Source organism: Loktanella sp. PT4BL, assembly GCF_003201935.1.
Lineage (GTDB): Bacteria > Pseudomonadota > Alphaproteobacteria > Rhodobacterales > Rhodobacteraceae > Yoonia.
This window is the reverse complement of sequence record NZ_QJJL01000003.1, coordinates 335,394-352,032: the sequence shown is the minus strand read 5'-3', so window position 1 is coordinate 352,032 and position 16,639 is coordinate 335,394. Positions and strand designations below refer to the sequence as shown.

The 16,639-nt window shown below is 59.5% G+C and carries 16 protein-coding genes; 9 read left to right on the top strand and 7 right to left on the bottom strand.

All coding sequences use genetic code 11. The annotated features are described in order from the left end of the window. Window positions 1-30: 30 nt before the first annotated feature. The 4 genes from C7964_RS11495 to C7964_RS11480 all read right to left on the bottom strand — a co-directional run bounded on the left by C7964_RS11495 (window position 31) and on the right by C7964_RS11480 (window position 3,006). Window positions 31-1,032, bottom strand: coding sequence for a serine hydrolase domain-containing protein (locus tag C7964_RS11495; RefSeq protein ID WP_181417188.1), 1,002 nt, complete (start codon window positions 1,030-1,032; stop codon window positions 31-33). Between the two features lie 78 nt (window positions 1,033-1,110). Next, window positions 1,111-1,794: a helix-turn-helix transcriptional regulator gene (locus tag C7964_RS11490; RefSeq protein ID WP_110279802.1), complete on the bottom strand. Its 684-nt coding sequence runs from the start codon at window positions 1,792-1,794 to the stop codon at window positions 1,111-1,113. Continuing rightward, complete coding sequence (locus C7964_RS11485; RefSeq protein ID WP_286163911.1) at window positions 1,795-2,160, bottom strand: VOC family protein; 366 nt, start codon at window positions 2,158-2,160, stop codon at window positions 1,795-1,797. It abuts the gene before it with no gap. A gap of 90 nt (window positions 2,161-2,250) precedes the next feature. After that, window positions 2,251-3,006 carry a hydroxypyruvate isomerase family protein gene (locus C7964_RS11480; RefSeq protein WP_181417165.1) on the bottom strand — a complete coding sequence of 252 codons (756 nt, stop codon included), beginning with the start codon at window positions 3,004-3,006 and terminating at the stop codon, window positions 2,251-2,253. Window positions 3,007-3,125: 119 nt separating this feature from the next. Between C7964_RS11480 and C7964_RS11475 the strand changes: the two genes are divergently transcribed. Further along, window positions 3,126-3,317 (top strand): hypothetical protein, encoded by a 192-nt coding sequence (locus tag C7964_RS11475; RefSeq protein ID WP_110279800.1) that lies wholly within the window; start codon window positions 3,126-3,128, stop codon window positions 3,315-3,317. Window position 3,318: 1 nt separating this feature from the next. Here C7964_RS11475 and C7964_RS11470 read toward each other — a convergent pair whose 3' ends face one another. Then, a complete protein-coding gene (locus C7964_RS11470; protein WP_110279799.1) occupies window positions 3,319-3,894 on the bottom strand; it encodes a DUF1285 domain-containing protein in 576 nt (191 codons plus the stop codon). A gap of 69 nt (window positions 3,895-3,963) precedes the next feature. Here C7964_RS11470 and C7964_RS11465 point away from each other — a divergent pair, with 69 nt between their 5' ends. From C7964_RS11465 to C7964_RS11445, 5 genes are read left to right on the top strand one after another with little or no spacing between them, the layout of a single operon-like run. After that, complete coding sequence (locus tag C7964_RS11465) at window positions 3,964-4,971, top strand: AAA family ATPase (RefSeq protein WP_110279798.1); 1,008 nt, start codon at window positions 3,964-3,966, stop codon at window positions 4,969-4,971. Next, window positions 4,968-5,840 (top strand): DUF58 domain-containing protein, encoded by an 873-nt coding sequence (locus tag C7964_RS11460; RefSeq protein WP_110279797.1) that lies wholly within the window; start codon window positions 4,968-4,970, stop codon window positions 5,838-5,840. Before C7964_RS11465 ends, C7964_RS11460 begins: the two co-directional genes overlap by 4 nt. After that, window positions 5,840-8,593, top strand: a complete 2,754-nt coding sequence (locus C7964_RS11455; protein ID WP_110279796.1) for a DUF4159 domain-containing protein — start codon at window positions 5,840-5,842, stop codon at window positions 8,591-8,593. Before C7964_RS11460 ends, C7964_RS11455 begins: the two co-directional genes overlap by 1 nt. Before the next feature lies 1 nt (window position 8,594). Then, entirely contained in the window at window positions 8,595-10,661 is a 2,067-nt protein-coding gene (locus C7964_RS11450) for a hypothetical protein (RefSeq protein ID WP_110279795.1), read from the top strand. A 4-nt stretch (window positions 10,662-10,665) separates the two neighbouring features. Next, entirely contained in the window at window positions 10,666-11,595 is a 930-nt protein-coding gene (locus C7964_RS11445) for an endonuclease/exonuclease/phosphatase family protein (protein ID WP_110279794.1), read from the top strand. Here the strand turns inward: C7964_RS11445 and C7964_RS11440 are convergent. Both C7964_RS11440 and C7964_RS11435 read right to left on the bottom strand, forming a co-directional pair. Beyond that, complete coding sequence (locus C7964_RS11440; protein ID WP_110279793.1) at window positions 11,592-11,930, bottom strand: hypothetical protein; 339 nt, start codon at window positions 11,928-11,930, stop codon at window positions 11,592-11,594. The two genes, C7964_RS11445 and C7964_RS11440, sit on opposite strands and share 4 nt — an antisense overlap. Further along, entirely contained in the window at window positions 11,927-12,625 is a 699-nt protein-coding gene (locus C7964_RS11435; RefSeq protein WP_110279792.1) for a DUF599 domain-containing protein, read from the bottom strand. The genes C7964_RS11440 and C7964_RS11435 overlap by 4 nt, the downstream gene beginning before the upstream one ends. Before the next feature lie 90 nt (window positions 12,626-12,715). Here C7964_RS11435 and C7964_RS11430 point away from each other — a divergent pair, with 90 nt between their 5' ends. Genes C7964_RS11430 through glcF form a run of 3 tightly spaced genes read left to right on the top strand, consistent with a single transcriptional unit; the run spans window position 12,716 to window position 16,598 of the window. After that, on the top strand, window positions 12,716-14,149 hold the full coding sequence (locus C7964_RS11430) for an FAD-linked oxidase C-terminal domain-containing protein (protein ID WP_110279791.1): 1,434 nt from the start codon (window positions 12,716-12,718) through the stop codon (window positions 14,147-14,149). A 26-nt stretch (window positions 14,150-14,175) separates the two neighbouring features. Then, window positions 14,176-15,279: an FAD-binding protein gene (locus C7964_RS11425; RefSeq protein ID WP_110279790.1), complete on the top strand. Its 1,104-nt coding sequence runs from the start codon at window positions 14,176-14,178 to the stop codon at window positions 15,277-15,279. Then, complete coding sequence (gene glcF, locus C7964_RS11420; protein ID WP_110279789.1) at window positions 15,279-16,598, top strand: glycolate oxidase subunit GlcF; 1,320 nt, start codon at window positions 15,279-15,281, stop codon at window positions 16,596-16,598. The genes C7964_RS11425 and glcF overlap by 1 nt, the downstream gene beginning before the upstream one ends. The last annotated feature ends 41 nt before the right edge of the window (window positions 16,599-16,639 follow it).

The following is a 16,639-nucleotide window of genomic DNA, read 5'->3' as shown; positions in this document are numbered from 1 at the left end:
GTAAGGTGGATCCTGATCCACCTTACGCCATCACCCCATCTGCGCCAGCGCAAGCGGCAGGACTTGCTGCTCGATCAGGCGTTGCAGATCTCCGAAATATCCACCACTGCGGGCAGGCCGCATCGGATCAGAGGTAATCGCCAAGGTCAGCGCGACCTGCGGGGCCACACAGATAATCTGCCCACCATAGCCCCGCGCCAGCGCATAGTCGACGCCAGCACCGGCTCCCAAGAACCAGCCATACCCGTAATCCAGCCCCGAAAAGAGCGATTGTGTACGCCGCTGCATCGACCGCGCCACCCAATCGGAGCTGAGTACCTGCGCGCCAGCGTATTGGCCGTTCAGCCGGTACATCTCGCCGAAACGGACCATCGCTTCCAGCGTGAGGGCCATTTCATTGCCCCCCAGATACCGGCCTTGCGGGTCGCGCGTCCAAGCGGGGATATCAATGCCCAAAGGCTCGCCCAACCGCTGCCGTGCCAGCGACAAGAGCGACTGGCCCGAGACCTCTGACAGCACGGCACCCAGAATGTGAAACGAACCGGTCGAATAAAGCATGCGTGCGCCGGGTTCGGCCACGAAAGGGCGGGCCAGCGCATTTGCGACCCAGTTGCGGCTGTTTACCCAGCCACCATAGTTCTGCCCCGAGGTACGCTCCAATCCCGCCTGCATCGTCACCAGATTTTCAACGGTGATGTCTGCCACACGCGGGTCAGCGCCGCGCGGGATCAAGCCGGGGGCGACATCGCCCAGCGTCGCGTTAATGCCGGGCAATTCACCGCGATCCAGTGCCGCACCAGTCAAGGCCGCGACAATGGTCTTCGACACCGATTTGATCGGCACGGCCCGCTCGAGCCCCGGGCCGCGAAACCGCTCACGCAGAACAGTCTGGCCGGATTGCTGGATCATGACGGCGTGAAACTGGTCAAGCGCACGCCCCGCGTCCAGAACGGGTGCCCAGACATTCGATTGCGCCAGCATGGGTGTTGCCAAGCTTGCGAGGCCACCCGCCAGAAATTCCCGCCGTTTCATCACGATACCAAACCCTTCAAACCAGTGCTTAGGTAGCTAATGCATCTGTCGGAAACCGCCACTAACAATCCTGTGCGATCAGTGGCGATAGGCTTCGCTCTCGTAAAACGCGCGCAGGGTCTGGTGCTTTTCAGGCCGAAACCGGTCCAGTTCCTGCAAGGCTGAAATACGGTCCAGACGAAACATGCGAAACCCTTCACGCAATTCGCACCAGCACACAGCAGTCCAGACCTTGCCCCAGAACCACACGCCCAACGGACGCACGGTCCTTGTGGTCTGCTTGCCGGCCTCATCGCTGTAGTTCATCTGCAACCGGATATGCGCCTCTGAGGCGGCTTCGAACCGGTCCAGATAATCCCGCCACTGACCGCGCTGGTCCGCACCATCCAGGACATGTACGTTGACCTGACCAACCTGTCTGCGCGCAGTCTCGGGCAGAACCGCATCAATCTTGATTAAGGCCTCTTGCGCGGCTTCTGCCATTTTTGTCCCGCCCCAGCTTTGCAAGATACGTGCACCCGATACCAGTGCTATGATCTCATCCTGCGTGAACATCAAAGGCGGCAGATCATATCCGTCACGCATCAGATAGCCGACCCCGGCTTCACCTTCGATGGGCACGCCGGAGCCGATCAAATATGCCACATCGCGATAAATCGTGCGCGGCGTCACTTCGAGCTTTTCGGCCAGTTGCGCCGCCGTTGTCAGCCGACCGCCACGCAGATACTGCAATATCTGGAAAAGGCGGTCGGCGCGGCGCATTTATTGCGCGGCCTCGAACAGACCGATGGAATTGCCGTCAAGGTCTTTGGCATAGGCAAAGCGCCCAGCGGGGATCGTAATGGGCGGGCTGACAATCTCTCCACCGGCGTTTGTACAACGGGCAATCCCGTCTTCGAGCGCGCCTTGAATGGCGATATGGATGGTATTGCCCCCGTCTGCGGCCGGTATCCCGGGATAAAGATGCGCGCCTGCGCTGTCCTCGAAACTACCTAACACAGCAATGGGGTTCGGACCGGAATGGTCGATTTCCATCTGATACCCAAAGACCTCGTTGTAGAAAGCGACTGCCTTTTCCATGTCAGTGACCGGAATTTCGCCCCAAGCCATAATTGTCCGCTTTGTCATGTCTCATCTCCTTGATTGCGGTTGATGGACATCTTTGAACATACCCCTGCTGACAGCGTTGTGTCAGCAGGTTTTCAGGAGGGTGGAAAATTACGCCCCCACAAGCCACCCTAGACCTTCCTCGGTCGTCTGGCGCGGCTTGTATTCGCCCGAAACCCAACCTGCATAGCCCTGGGCATCCAGCAGCGCGAAGAAGGCGGGATAATCAATCTCGCCCTGATCCGGCTCACCGCGATCCGGCATCTGGGCCACCTGCACATGGGCAGTGATATCGCGCATCGCGTACCATGTGCCCAAGACATCACCGGTGATCCTGGCGGCATGGAATGTGTCGAATTGCAGTCTCAGGTTCGGCGCATCAATCGTTGTGACAATCTCGCGGCCAAGATCAAAGTCATTCAAGTAATAGCCCGGCATCGTGTCATTGTTGATGGGCTCAATCGTCAGGCTTTGCGCAGGTGCCTCGGCCGCCGCCCAGCGCAGGTTATTGATGAAGGTCTCTTTTGCCGCCGCCCCTTCGGCTACGCCTGCCATGATATGCAAATGCCTCGCCCCCAGCGTTTGCGCATAACGCAACGCGCGGCCAAAGTCCTTTTTGAACCGCTCTTCCAATCCGGGGATGGCTGCAAATCCTTGCGGACCGCCAGTGTAATTGGGGGGCGGGCAATTGATCAGCGCCATCTGCAAATCATACCTGCGCAGCGCATCCACGATGTCTTGCGCATTCACATCATAGGGAAACAGCACCTCGACTGCGTCAAAACCCGCCTCTTTCGCGGCCGCGAACCGATCCGGAAAATCCAGTTCTGTAAAAAGCCACGTCAGGTTGGCACAGAATTTCGGCATTGAATGTCCCTTAGGCTGTTCGCGGGCTTTTCCGGCAGATGACGGAAATTCATCATATTTTGCAAGGTAAACAAAGAGCATCTATACTCTCTGTGGAAACCTCCGATGGGAAGACCGGAATGAGACGTTTGATCAGCTTTCTTGTGACGCTCTTGATGCCTCTCATTCTGATTGGCGGCGGCGGCGCGCTCACCGGATGGGGCATCACAAACGACTGGAACATGGTTGCCTGGATCGGCGCGGCAATGGTTGTCGCAGGCGTCCTTTGGGGGCTGTTCCTGTTTTTGTGGGCCGAAAGCGGGCCGTTCTAGTTTACTTCAATTCCGCTGACGGAATGATGGGAAAGAACATGCCCTGCGACGTCACACCGAACCATTCTTGCCCTTCATGCGCGGCATGTTCACCGATATCCACCAAACGGTAGAATGACTTGCGGTCAATCAGCGCCTCAAGGTTGGCACGCACCAGCACATACGGTGAAGGCTCGCCCGTTTCGGGATCACGGACCACGCGGATCGGATGCTCTGGTCCGGCGATCATCCGGTCGCCCACATTGGTTTCAAATTCCAGACCATCGCCACGCCGGTTGAAATCGACCGCGACAAATGGCGCGTCATCGACAGTGATCCCCACTTTCTCAACGGGGGTCACCAGAACGTAATCATCGCCATCGCGGCGCAGAATCGTTGAAAACAGCCTCACAAGTTCGTGTCGGCCAATGGGCGTTCCCATGTAAAACCACGTTCCATCACGGGCGATCCGCATGTCGATATCGCCGCAATGGGGCGGATTCCAAAGATGAACCGGTGGCAAACCGCCTTTTTGGACAGCACGTGCGCTACTTGCTAGGCTCTCTGCGGAGGGAGTCACAATCTTTTGTGTGGTCATTATTTTTGCCATTGGGTGTGATGGGATTATCTGTTCTCATGAAGACTATAGTTCAACCGGAGGAAAGTCATGGCCGTAGAGTCCGATCTCGTCACCCAGATCGAAAACCTGGGTGAAAAGCTGGCGCAAGCCCGCACCAGCATTTCGGCGCGCTTTATCGGCCAGCCCCGTGTCGTAGACCTGACATTGACCGCACTGATCTGTGGCGGCCACGCCGTGCTGATCGGCCTGCCTGGCCTGGGCAAAACACGCCTTGTTGATACACTTTCAACGGTGATGGGGCTGGATGGCAACCGGATCCAGTTTACACCCGATCTGATGCCTGCGGATATCTTGGGCTCGGAAGTGCTTGAGACGGCCAATGACGGATCACGCAGCTTTCGCTTTATTGAAGGCCCGATCTTCTGTCAGTTGCTGATGGCCGACGAGATCAACCGCGCCTCACCACGCACGCAATCTGCCCTTCTGCAGGCGATGCAGGAAAAAGAAGTGACCATCGCGGGCGAGCACCGGCCTTTGGGTGTGCCGTTCCACGTGCTGGCCACGCAAAACCCGATCGAGCAGGAAGGCACCTATCCCCTCCCCGAAGCCCAGCTTGACCGCTTCTTGGTGCAAATCGATGTGCCCTACCCCGACCGCTCCACGGAAAAAGACATCCTGATCGCGACGACAGGCGTTGAAGATGCAAAATCCGAGGCCGTGTTCACTGCCCAGGAATTGCTGGATGCGCAAAAGCTACTCCGCCGGATGCCTGTGGGTGATAATATCGTTGAAATGATCCTTGATCTGGTGCGTGCCTGCCGTCCGCAGGATGAAAATGCCCCCGATATCATCCGCCAGAATGTGAGCTGGGGTCCCGGCCCGCGTGCCGCACAGGCGCTGATGCTCACAGTCCGCGCGCAGGCGCTTCTGGAAGGCCGCCTTGCGCCGTCCGCCGAAGACGTGCGCGCCATGGCGGTCCCTGTTCTTGAACATCGGATGGCGCTTTCTTTTGCTGCGCGTGCGCGGGGCGAAAGCATCCATCACGTCATCAATAGTGTTGCGGACCAGATTACATCGGTGGCCTCTGCCGCATGACCACCCCTTTGACCCTCAGATCACAGGCCGAGGCGCTTGCCGCCCCGCTGCCCCCGCTTCTTGCGGAGGCGGAGCACCTTGCTTCGACTGTGCTTTTGGGGGATCACGGACGCCGTCGCGCGGGCACAGGGGACACATTCTGGCAGTACCGGCCCGCACAGGCCCATGATGAGGCGCGCAGTATCGACTGGCGGCGTTCGGCCCGTTCGGACGCTAATTTCGTGCAAGACAAGGAATGGCAGATTGCCCAGTCGATTATCCTCTGGGTCGATCAGGCGGCATCCATGTCATTTCGCTCGGATGACAATCTGCCGACCAAGGCTGCACGCGCGCGCACCCTGGGTCTGGCCTGCGCGATCTTGCTGATCCGTGGTGGCGAACGTGTTGGTCTGACCGGTCTGCGCCTTCCGCCGCGTCGGGGCGAAGCACAACTGATGCAGATGGCAGAGCTTTTGTCCCGCGAAGAAGAGACCGATTATGGCGCACCTGAAGCGCAAGGCATGCTGCCCCACTCGCGCGCCCTCTTTGTCAGCGACTTTCTGGGTGACATCAAACCCATAGAAGAGGCCCTTCTGCGTGCCGCAGACCGCGGTGTCGGTGGCGCGCTCTTGCAGGTGCTGGACCCGCAGGAAGAGGCGTTTCCGTTCGACGGCCGCACCATCTTTGAAAGCATGTCGGGCGCATTACGCCATGAAACGCTCAAAGCCGGCGATTTGAGGTCCCGCTATCTGGACAGGCTGGCCGAGCGCAAAGACCGCTTGCAGCAACTGGCCCGTATCACGGGGTGGCGGTTCCAGACGCACCACACCGGCGAGAGTGCAACAAACGCGCTCTTGTGGCTTTACGGCGCCTTGGAGCGTAACACCTGATGTGGTCGATCGGATCCATAGGGTTTGCGGCACCTTGGTTGCTGTTGGGGCTTATTGCCCTGCCGATCCTGTGGATCCTGCTGCGCACCGTGCCGCCAGCCCCCATCAGGCGGCGCTTTCCCGGCGTGGCTCTGCTGTTGGGTCTTACCGACGACGAAAACCAGACCGACCGCACCCCGTGGTGGCTGTTGTTGTTGCGCGTCTTGGCGGTCGCGGCGGCGATCATCGGTTTTGCCGGTCCGGTGCTCAATCCGCAGAACGCCCGCGAAGGCACCGGTGATCTGGTGATCCTGCTTGATGGTTCTTGGGCGGGTGCGAATAACTGGCAAAGCCGGATTGACCGCGTGGAAACACTGCTTGTCGAAGCCGCCCTGGCCGACAGGCGCACAGCGGTGATCAATCTCAACGACCTTCCTGTGGGCGATGTTCCCTTTGCCGCCCCGAGCGAGTGGCGCAACCGCCTGCCCAATATCCTGCCGCAGCCGTGGCAACCCCGGGATGCTGCGGCGTGGTTTGCGCAGAACGACGGTTCGTTCGAGACATACTGGATTTCGGACGGGCTGGACTGGGACGGGCGGAGCGATCTTTTGGCAGAGCTGGAAACCCGCGGGTCGGTGACAGTATTCCAAACACCCCGCCAGACAATCGGCCTGCGTCCCGCCCGCTTTGAAAACGGAGAGGTCATTGTGTCCGCAACCCGCACGCCAATAGGAAACCCGCTTGAGACATCAATTACCGCAGTCGGGCTGGACCCTGCCGGTGTTGAGCGCCAGCTGGTCACAGTCCCATTGGGCTTCAACGCGGGAGAGCCTGTGGCGGAGACAGTCATGGTGCTGCCGCCCGAACTGCGCAACCGGATCACCCGGTTTGAGGTCACAGGCACCCGCTCTGCCGGTGCCGTCAGCCTGACGGATGATGCGCTGAAGCGGCGCGAGGTCGCACTGATTGCAGGGCGCGACGAGCGTGAGGGGCTCGAACTGTTGTCGCCGCTCTATTATCTGCGCGAGGCGCTTGAACCCACGGCCGATATCATCGACGGCACGCTTTCGGATATCCTGCTGGCCAACCCCGATGTCATCATCCTTGCCGATGTGGCAAGCCTTGCAGGCAGCGAAGGCGAGACGGTCCTTGAGTGGGTTGAAAACGGCGGCATGTTGCTGCGCTTTGCCGGACCGCGGCTGGCCGCGTCGGATCAGGGGCGCAACCAGATTGATCCGCTCTTGCCTGTGCGCCTGCGTTCGGGCGGGCGGTCTGTCGGCGGCGCGATGAGCTGGGGCGAACCCAAGACTTTGGCGCCGTTTTCGACGGAAAGCCCGTTTTTCGGACTGCCCATTCCCGATGACGTCACTGTCACCTCTCAGGTGATGGCCCAGCCCGACCCGACACTGGCCGACCGCGTGATCGCGCAGCTATCGGATGGCACCCCTTTGGTAACACGCAACCTTGTGGGTGAGGGACAGATCGTTCTGGTCCATGTCACCGCAAATGCGGAATGGTCGACACTGCCGCTGTCGGGGCTTTTTGTGCAGATGCTGGAACGGCTCGCGGTCTCGACACGCCCCACGAACCCCGATGAAACGGAACTGGCAGGCACCACCTGGCTGCCAAACGAAGTGATGGATGCCTATGGGCGGCTGGAGGATGGTAGCGCCTTGCCGGGTGTGGCCGGTGAAGTGCTGGCAGGGCGCGTGCCGGGGCCAGACCTGCTGCCCGGTCTTTATACAGGTGCTGACCGTCAAATTGCGGTCAATGTGATCGACACCGAAACCGTCCTGAATGTGGCGCAATGGCCCGCCCGCATTGCGGTTGAAGGTATGCAGATTGTCCGTGAAACTGCGCTCAAAGGTTGGCTGCTGAGTGCGGCGGTCATGCTGTTGCTGATTGACGTCATTGCCTCGCTTGCTGTTGGCGGGCGCTTGCGCGGTCCGCGCGCCGATGTCGCCGCTGCCCTTGCGCTCCTCTTGATGTGGGCACCGGATGCGCAGGCGCAATCGGCAGATGACTTTGCCCTGCGCGCCACATCCGAGGTGGTCTTGGCGCATGTCGTTACCGGCGACGCAGAAACAGATGAAATCGCCGAAGCGGGGCTTTTGGGTCTGTCACAAACACTTTTCCGGCGCACCTCGATCGAGCCTGCCGCTCCGATTGGCGTGAATATCGAAACCGATGAACTCGCGTTTTTTCCCTTCCTCTACTGGCCCGTAACCGCCGACCAACCGCTGCCGAGCCGCGAGGCCTATGCGAAACTGAACCGCTATCTGCGCACCGGTGGCATGATCATGTTCGACACGCGCGACAGTGATAGTGCGCGCTTCGGCTCGGGTTCTCCCGAAGGACAAAAGCTGCAGGCGATTGCCCGCTCGCTGGACATTCCCGCCATCGAACGGATCCCGCCTGATCACGTACTGACGCGCACCTTCTATCTGCTGCAGGATTTCCCAGGGCGCTACGCCAGCCGCGATGTCTGGGTTGAGGCCGCCCCCATCAACGCCGAGCAAATCGAGGGAATGCCGTTCCGCAATCTCAATGATGGTGTGACGCCCGTCATCATTGGCGGCAATGACTGGGCGCGGGCTTGGGCTGTTGACGACAACGGACGCCGCATGTTCCCCGTCGGGCGTGGCATGTCGGGCGAGCGCCAGCGCGAAATTGCGCTGCGGTTCGGGGTGAATGTGATCATGCACGTGCTGACCGGAAACTATAAGTCGGATCAGGTCCATGTGCCCGATCTGCTTGACAGGCTGGGGCAATGAGATGACAGGCACTTTGCTTCTTGATCCGCTGATCCCTCTTCTGGCGCTTTATGCCGTCGCTGCTTTGGTGGCCGTTGCCGTAACACTCGCCATCTGGCGGCGCTTGCCGGGCTGGTGGTTGCGTGGGCTGGCGGGGCTTGCTTTGCTGGCCGCCATTGCGAACCCCAGCATCCAGCAGGAAGACCGCGAACCGCTAAGTGATATTGTCCTGATGGTTGTTGATGAAAGCGCCAGTCAGCGCATCGGCACGCGCCCTGACCAGAACGCGCAGGCAATTGCCAACATCGAGGCCGAGATTGAACGCCAGCCCAACACCGAACTGCGCGAGGTGTCGCTAGGCGACGGTGAAGGCGATTTGGGCACCACGCTCATGACGGCCGTGTCTCAGGCCCTGGCTGAAGAACCACAGGCGCGTATCGCAGGCATCATCCTCGTTTCTGACGGCCGCTTGCACGACCTTGAACGCGCCCCTGCCTTGCCTGCGCCGCTCCATTTGCTGATGACCGGCGCGCCTGATGATTGGGATCGGCGGCTTGTCGTCCAGAACGCACCGGCCTTTGCGATCCTCGGCGAAGAGGTAAACCTGGCCCTGCGGATCGAAGATCAGGGTGCCGCGCCAGAAACCGCATCCGTACCACTGTCAATTTCGATTGATGGGGAACCACCACTGACAGTGCAGGTTCCGGTAGGTCAGGACATTCAATTGCCCATCACGCTGCCCCATGGCGGCATGAATGTGCTGCAATTTGAAATCCCCACCGCCGAGGGTGAGTTGACCAACCGCAACAACGCATCCGTGGTCCAGATCAACGGGGTACGTGATCGTCTGCGCGTTCTATTGGTTTCGGGCGAGCCACACCCGGGTGAGCGCACATGGCGCAATCTCTTAAAGTCGGACTCATCCGTCGATCTGGTGCATTTCACCATTCTGCGCCCCCCTGAAAAGCAGGATGGTGTGCCGGTCAACGAACTCTCGCTGATTGCGTTTCCAACGCGGGAATTGTTCCTTGAAAAGATCAACGACTTCGACCTGATCATCTTTGACCGCTACCGCCGTCGCGGCATTCTGCCAAGCGCCTATCTCGACAATATCCGCTCTTACGTCGAACAGGGTGGCGCGGTGCTGATTTCATCAGGTCCCGAATATGGTTCTGCTGAAAGCATCTATCGCTCGCCTCTGGGGCAGATCCTTCCGGGTGCACCGACGGCACGTGTCTTTGAAGAAGGGTTTGTACCGCAGATCACCGATCTTGGTGCGCGCCATCCTGTGACCGAAGGTCTTGATGCGCTGTCACCGAACCCCGATGGCGAGGGACCGGGTTGGGGGCGGTGGTTCCGCCTGGTTGATGTGCTGGTCCCGCAAGAGGCCATGACCGTGATGTCCGGCCTTGATGAGCGCCCCTTGCTGACCCTGAACCGCGTTGGCGAAGGCCGTGTGGCGCTGATGGCCTCGGATCATTCCTGGCTTTGGGATCGGGGCTATGAAGGTGGTGGGCCACAGCTTGAACTGCTGCGGCGTCTGGCGCACTGGATGATGAAAGAACCCGAGCTTGAAGAAGAGGCGCTTTGGGTCGAACCGGCAGGGCAAACGATGCGCATCATCCGGCGCACGCTTGATCTGGACACCGGTGATGTCGTGATCACCCACCCTGACGGGACCGAAACCACTCTGCGGCTGGAAGAGGTCTCGCCCGGCCGGTTTGAAACGCTTTGGAACGCCCCGGAAATCGGTCTCTACCGTCTGGACGATGGCGAAGAGACCGCCGTGATTGCCCTTGGCCCATCTGCCCCGCGCGAGTTTGAACAAACCATCGCCGATAGCACATTGCTGGCCCCGCTGATCGACAGCACACGCGGCGGTATCATGCCGATCTCAGCCGGTGATATTGATATCCGCAGCGTGCGCGAAGGACGCCCTGCCGCCGGACGTGGCTGGATCGGGATCACCCCGCGCGAAGCCTTCCGGACGGCCGAAATCAGCATCACACCGCTTTTGCCGGCTTGGGCGTTCCTGCTTCTCGCTTCACTGTTGATGGTTGGCGCGTGGCTCAGAGAAGGGCGGCGTTAACGTTGTGTTTTCGACTGTCCTGAAACTGGTTGGCGCAATTGCCCTTGTCTTGGTCACGCTTGTCGGCTGCCAGACACTCCGCCATTCGGGTATCACACCGCTGCAGGACCCCGCGCCGGACACGCTTCGGGTTGCGACATATAACGTCCATTACATTATCCTGTCGCGTGACACCGGCGCGTGGTCTTTGGCGGACTGGGACAGGCGCAAGACGCCGCTTGATCTGGCCTTCAAAGAAAAGAACGCCGATGTGATCGGGTTTCAGGAAATGGAGAGCTTCGGCGGAGGTAATCAGGCCGACATCAACCTGACGCTGGATTGGTTGCTCCAGAATAACCCAGACTACGCCGCCGCTGCGGTTGGTGATCCGTCAGTCTTTCCCTCTACCCAGCCGATCCTGTATCGTAGCGACCGTCTGCGCTTGCTTGATCAGGGCTGGTTTTTCTTTTCCGACACGCCAGACGTGATCTATTCACGCACCTTCAACGGCTCCTATCCTGCGTTCACATCCTGGGCGCAGTTTCGCGATCTTGCGACGGATGAGGTGTTTCGCGTCATCAATCTGCATACCGACTATGGCAGCCGGTCGAACCGGATGCAGTCTGTCGAACTGGTCGCCCAACGGATCGCACCGTGGATTGCAGCGGAAGAAACCCTGTTTGTTGTGGGCGACATCAACGCGCGCTTTGGCGATCCTGTGATGGACGTTCTGGAAGAAACAGGCCTGGAATTTGCGCCTGTGGAAGGCGCCACCTATCATCTAAACTGGGGACTGAACCTTTTTGCCGCGATCGACCACATCGCGCATATTGGCGATGCCACCCTTGCGGCGGAGCCCGTCGTCTTGCGGCAAAAGTTTGCTGGCGAATGGCCGACAGACCATTATCCTGTGATTGCGGACTACCGGTTGGGCGGGGCGCAGTCGCGGCCCTAGTTGCCCAAGACGACTTCGAACAGATCGTCGGACCATCCATCCACATTGCAGCGCGCACGGACATAAACCACCGCCGTCCCTTGCGGAATGATGACGCCTGACAAAGCACGCGTGAAGGGCTGTTCAGTCACATGCGGGTGCAGCAATTCGCGGACACCAAGACTGTTGCCAGCAGCATCCAGCACTTCCCATGCGTCGGCATAATGATCCCAGCCCGTGTCCGGATGCGCGAGCGTGACACTAAAGCGGTCCCCGCTGACCGTGACGTTTTCTATCACAGGGCTATCGGCAAGCGCAGGTCCCGCAATGAGAGCGAAGAGGAAAGAATACTTCATGCATCATCTTGTAGCAGGATCTGGCGCGGCAGGGACGCAAATTCCCGTGACCATACAATCCAGACCACAGCAACCGTGGCGATGATCAAGGCGACCGCCCCCAAAAGCCACGCCAGCGCACCCAAGGCGAAATACATCGCCCGCAGCCCGCGATTGAAATTCATCGCCGCGCGGATGTTCAACTCTGCCGCCTGCGCCGCACGCGGATAGGCCAGTGGATCGTCAGGGTCATTCGGGACTGAGGCCATCAGAACGGCACAATAGCCAAAGATGCGATTGGACCACACGAATTTGAGGAACGCATTGGTCAAGAACAACGCAACCAACGCCAGTTTGATCTGAAAGATCAAAACAGGGACAGCCATATCTGTCACTTCAGCAGCCACGCCACGCAAAGGCTCGGTATTGCCAACCAGAGCAAGCACACCGCCGATGGAAAGCAGGCAGCTCGACGCGAAAAACGCAGTTCCTTGGCGTAAGCCACCCAAAATCTGGCTATCAAAGATACGCGGATCGCGGGTGACCATCACCTTCATCCAGTCGCGCCTGCGCTCTGACATAAGAACCGTGACCGAAGGATGCTTTGCTCGCGGGTGTTCGATCATCCAGCCAAGCAGGAGCCAAGACAGCACCAGAAGACCTGCTGCAATCCAGTCGAGCGCGCTCAAAAGTGTCATGTGGTCCAGTATGCGCATCGGTAGAAACCTATCCTCTTGTGTTCAGCCTTGCTATATCTCAGAATTGGTAATATCTTTTTACCAATCATATGATCAGGGAGTCGCCTCATGCAAATGCCACAACCCAGCGCCAGCGTCATTGGCCGCAAAGATCAGATCGTGGCACGGCTGTCCGAGGTACTCCCCCGGGATGCTGTTATATCGGATGAACGTGAAACACGAGCCTATGAATGTGACGCGCTGACGGCCTATAAGTGTCCACCGCTTTGCGCCGTGCTCCCCGCCACCACCAAAGAGGTGTCGGATGTCCTGCGCATCTGTCACGAATTGGGCGTGCCCGTTGTCCCGCGCGGGTCGGGTACTTCGCTGGCCGGTGGCGCTCTGCCGACTGCCGATTGCGTGATCCTTGGCGTGGCCAAGATGAACGGCGTGATCGAGACCAATTACGATGACCGCTACATCCGCGTACAAACAGGGCGCACGAACCTGTCGGTGACCGGCGCGGTTGAGGCGGACGGTTTCTTTTACGCCCCCGACCCGTCCAGCCAGCTGGCCTGTGCCATCGCAGGCAATATCGCGATGAACTCGGGTGGCGCGCATTGTCTGAAATACGGTGTGACCACGAACAACCTGATGGGTGTGACGATGGTACTGATGGATGGCACCGTGGTCGAAATCGGTGGCGCGCATCTTGATGCGGGCGGGCTGGACCTTTTGGGTGTGATCTGCGGGTCCGAAGGCCAGCTTGGGGTTGTGACCGAGGCCACCTTGCGCATCCTGCACAAACCCGAAGGCGCGCGGCCCGTGCTGATGGGCTATGACAGTTCCGAAGTCGCAGGACAGGTGGTCACCGACATCATCAAGGCCGGCATCCTGCCTGTGGCGATCGAATTCATGGACCGCCCCTGTATTGAGGCGACCGAAGCTTTCGCCAAAGCAGGGTACCCGATGTGCGAGGCACTTCTGATCGTCGAGGTCGAAGGCTCTGACGCGGAAATCGACGCGCAACTCAAGCTGATCATGGAAATTGCCGCCAAGCATAACCCTGTCGAATTGCGCGAAGCGAAAGACTCGGACGAAGCAGGCCGTATCTGGCTGGGCCGCAAATCCGCCTTTGGTGCGATGGGGCAGATCAACGATTATATGTGCCTTGATGGCACGATCCCTGTCTCTTCGCTGCCTTTCGTACTCAAGCGTATTTCCGAGATGTCCAAGGAATTCGGCCTTGATGTGGGCAACGTCTTCCACGCAGGCGATGGCAATATGCACCCGCTGATCCTGTTTGATGCCAACAAACCCGGTGATCTGGAGCTTTGTGAAGAATTCGGCGCAGAGATCCTGAAACTCTGCGTAGAGGTGGGCGGTTGCCTGACCGGTGAACACGGTGTGGGCATCGAAAAACGCGATCTGATGAACGTGCAATTCGCGCCTGCCGATCTTGAGGCGCAGATGGCGGTCAAAGACATCTTCGATCCCGCTTGGCTGTTGAACGCCGCCAAAGTGTTCCCGCTGGACTCCTCCCAGCCCCGCCGCGCCGCGTAAATTTCCCAAGATACAAGAAGATCGTCATGCAGCCCAAATCCGAAGAAGACCTGTCCCAGATGATCAAAGGGGCAAATGGCCCCTTGCGGATCACAGGCGGCGGCACGCGCCCGATTGGGCAATGCGAAGGTGAAGACCTCAGCACCGCGGCCATGAATGGCATCAGCCTCTATGAGCCCGGAGCGCTGACCATTGTAGCAGGCGCAGGCACGCCGATTGCCGAGATTGAGGAAACACTCGCGGCGGAAAACCAGCGCCTTGCGTTTGAGCCGATGGACCACCGCGCGCTTTTGGGGACCAAAGGTACGCCCACGCTGGGCGGCATGGCTGCTGCGAATGTCTCTGGCCCGCGCCGGATTTCTGTGGGGGCCTGCCGTGATTTCATGCTCGGTGTGCGGTTCGTGGACGGACAGGGCACGATCATCAAGAACGGGGGCCGTGTGATGAAGAACGTCACCGGCTATGATCTGGTCAAGCTGATGGCGGGTTCCTACGGCACCTTGGGCGTGCTGACAGAAGTGTCGCTCAAGGTGCTGCCAGATGTCGAAACGACTGCCACCCTCCGCCTGCACGGCCTGACAGACCGGCAAGCGGTGCAAGCGTTATCGGCTGCCTTGGGCTCTCCTTTTGAGGCGACAGGTGCCGCACATTTGCCAAAAGGGCCCGATGGCGATCCGGTGACAATGTTGCGTATCGAAGGATTTGAGGCGTCGATCAAATACCGCGCAGAGAAATTGCAGGCGCTGCTGAAACCTTTTGGCGCTGTTGATGTCACATGGGACGATGCCGCGGCATGGACGGCCATCCGCGACGTCACCGCCTTTGCCGATAAGCCGGGCTATGTCTGGCGCATTTCGGCCAAACCCTCTGCTGCGCCGGAACTGGTCGCCAAACTGGACGCAACAGCCGTCCAATACGACTGGGGCGGCGGGTTGATCTGGGCGCTGGCCGATGAGGGCCGCGACCTGCGCGCCGCTTTGAGCGATTTCGACGGGCATGCGACCCTGATACGTGGCCGTGCCGATGTACCAGCCTTCCACCCCGAAATACCCGCATTGGCCGCCATCACCAATGGCCTGCGCGCAAAGTTCGACCCACGCGGCATTCTTAACCCCGGGATCATGACCTGATGCAAACGACATTCACACCAGAGCAACTGACCGATCCCGCGATCAAGCGTTCCAATGAAATCCTGCGCTCTTGCGTGCATTGCGGGTTTTGCACGGCCACCTGCCCGACCTATCAGGTACTTGGCGATGAACTCGACAGCCCGCGCGGACGGATTTACCTGATCAAGGACATGCTCGAAAACGAGCGCAAGCCGGATGCAAAGACGGTCAAACACATCGACCGTTGCCTGTCCTGTCTGGCCTGCATGACAACCTGCCCGTCGGGCGTGCACTACATGCACCTTGTCGATCATGCGCGCGCCTATATCGAGAAAAACTATGACCGCCCCTTCTCGGACCGTGCCCTGCGCTGGATTCTCGCACGTATCCTGCCCTATCCGATGCGGTTCCGCGTAGCGCTCTTGGGGGCCAAGATCGGGCGGCCTTTCGCACGGCTGATGCCCGATGCGCGTCTGCGCGCGATGCTGGAGATGGCGCCCAAGACCATCCCGCCGGTCAGCCGCAACGATGATCCGCAGACATTCCCCGCCAAGGACAAAAAGATGCGCGTGGCCCTGATGACAGGCTGCGCACAAAAGGCGCTGAACACCGATATCAACGACGCCACGATCCGCCTGCTGACACGGCTCGGGGCCGAGGTTGTCGTGGCCGAAGGTGCGGGCTGCTGTGGCGCGCTGACCCACCACATGGGCAAAGAGGCGGAAAGCCACGGGGCGGCGGCCAAAAACATCCGCGCCTGGATCCGCGAAATGGACAATGACGGGCTTGACGCCATCGTCATCAATACCTCTGGCTGCGGCACGACGGTGAAGGACTACGGCCATATGTTCCGCAATGATCCGCTGGCCGACGATGCTGCGCGCGTGTCCGCCATTGCAATGGATGTCTCCGAGGTCCTGATGAAGCTTGACCTGCCGCAAGGCGACAACAAAGGCACCAAAGTGGCCTATCACGCCGCATGTTCGCTGCAACATGGCCAGCAGATCAAAACCTATCCAAAGGAACTGCTGAAAAAGGCAGGCTTTACTGTGCTGGAACCTGCAGACAGCCACCTCTGCTGCGGATCGGCCGGCACCTATAACCTGATGCAGCCAGAAATTTCAAAGCAACTCAAAGCGCGCAAAGTGCAAACGCTGGAAGCGCTGACGCCGGATATTATCTCGGCAGGCAACATCGGCTGTATGATGCAGATCGGCAGTGGCACAGCCGTACCGATTGTGCACACAGTCGAGCTTCTGGATTGGGCGACCGGCGGGCCACAACCGCCCGCGCTTACCGCGCCGGGGAAAACCGAACCGCAAATTCCGATCTTGCGCTGATGTCATAATCCTGCCCTATCTATCAGTGACAAATATCTGAT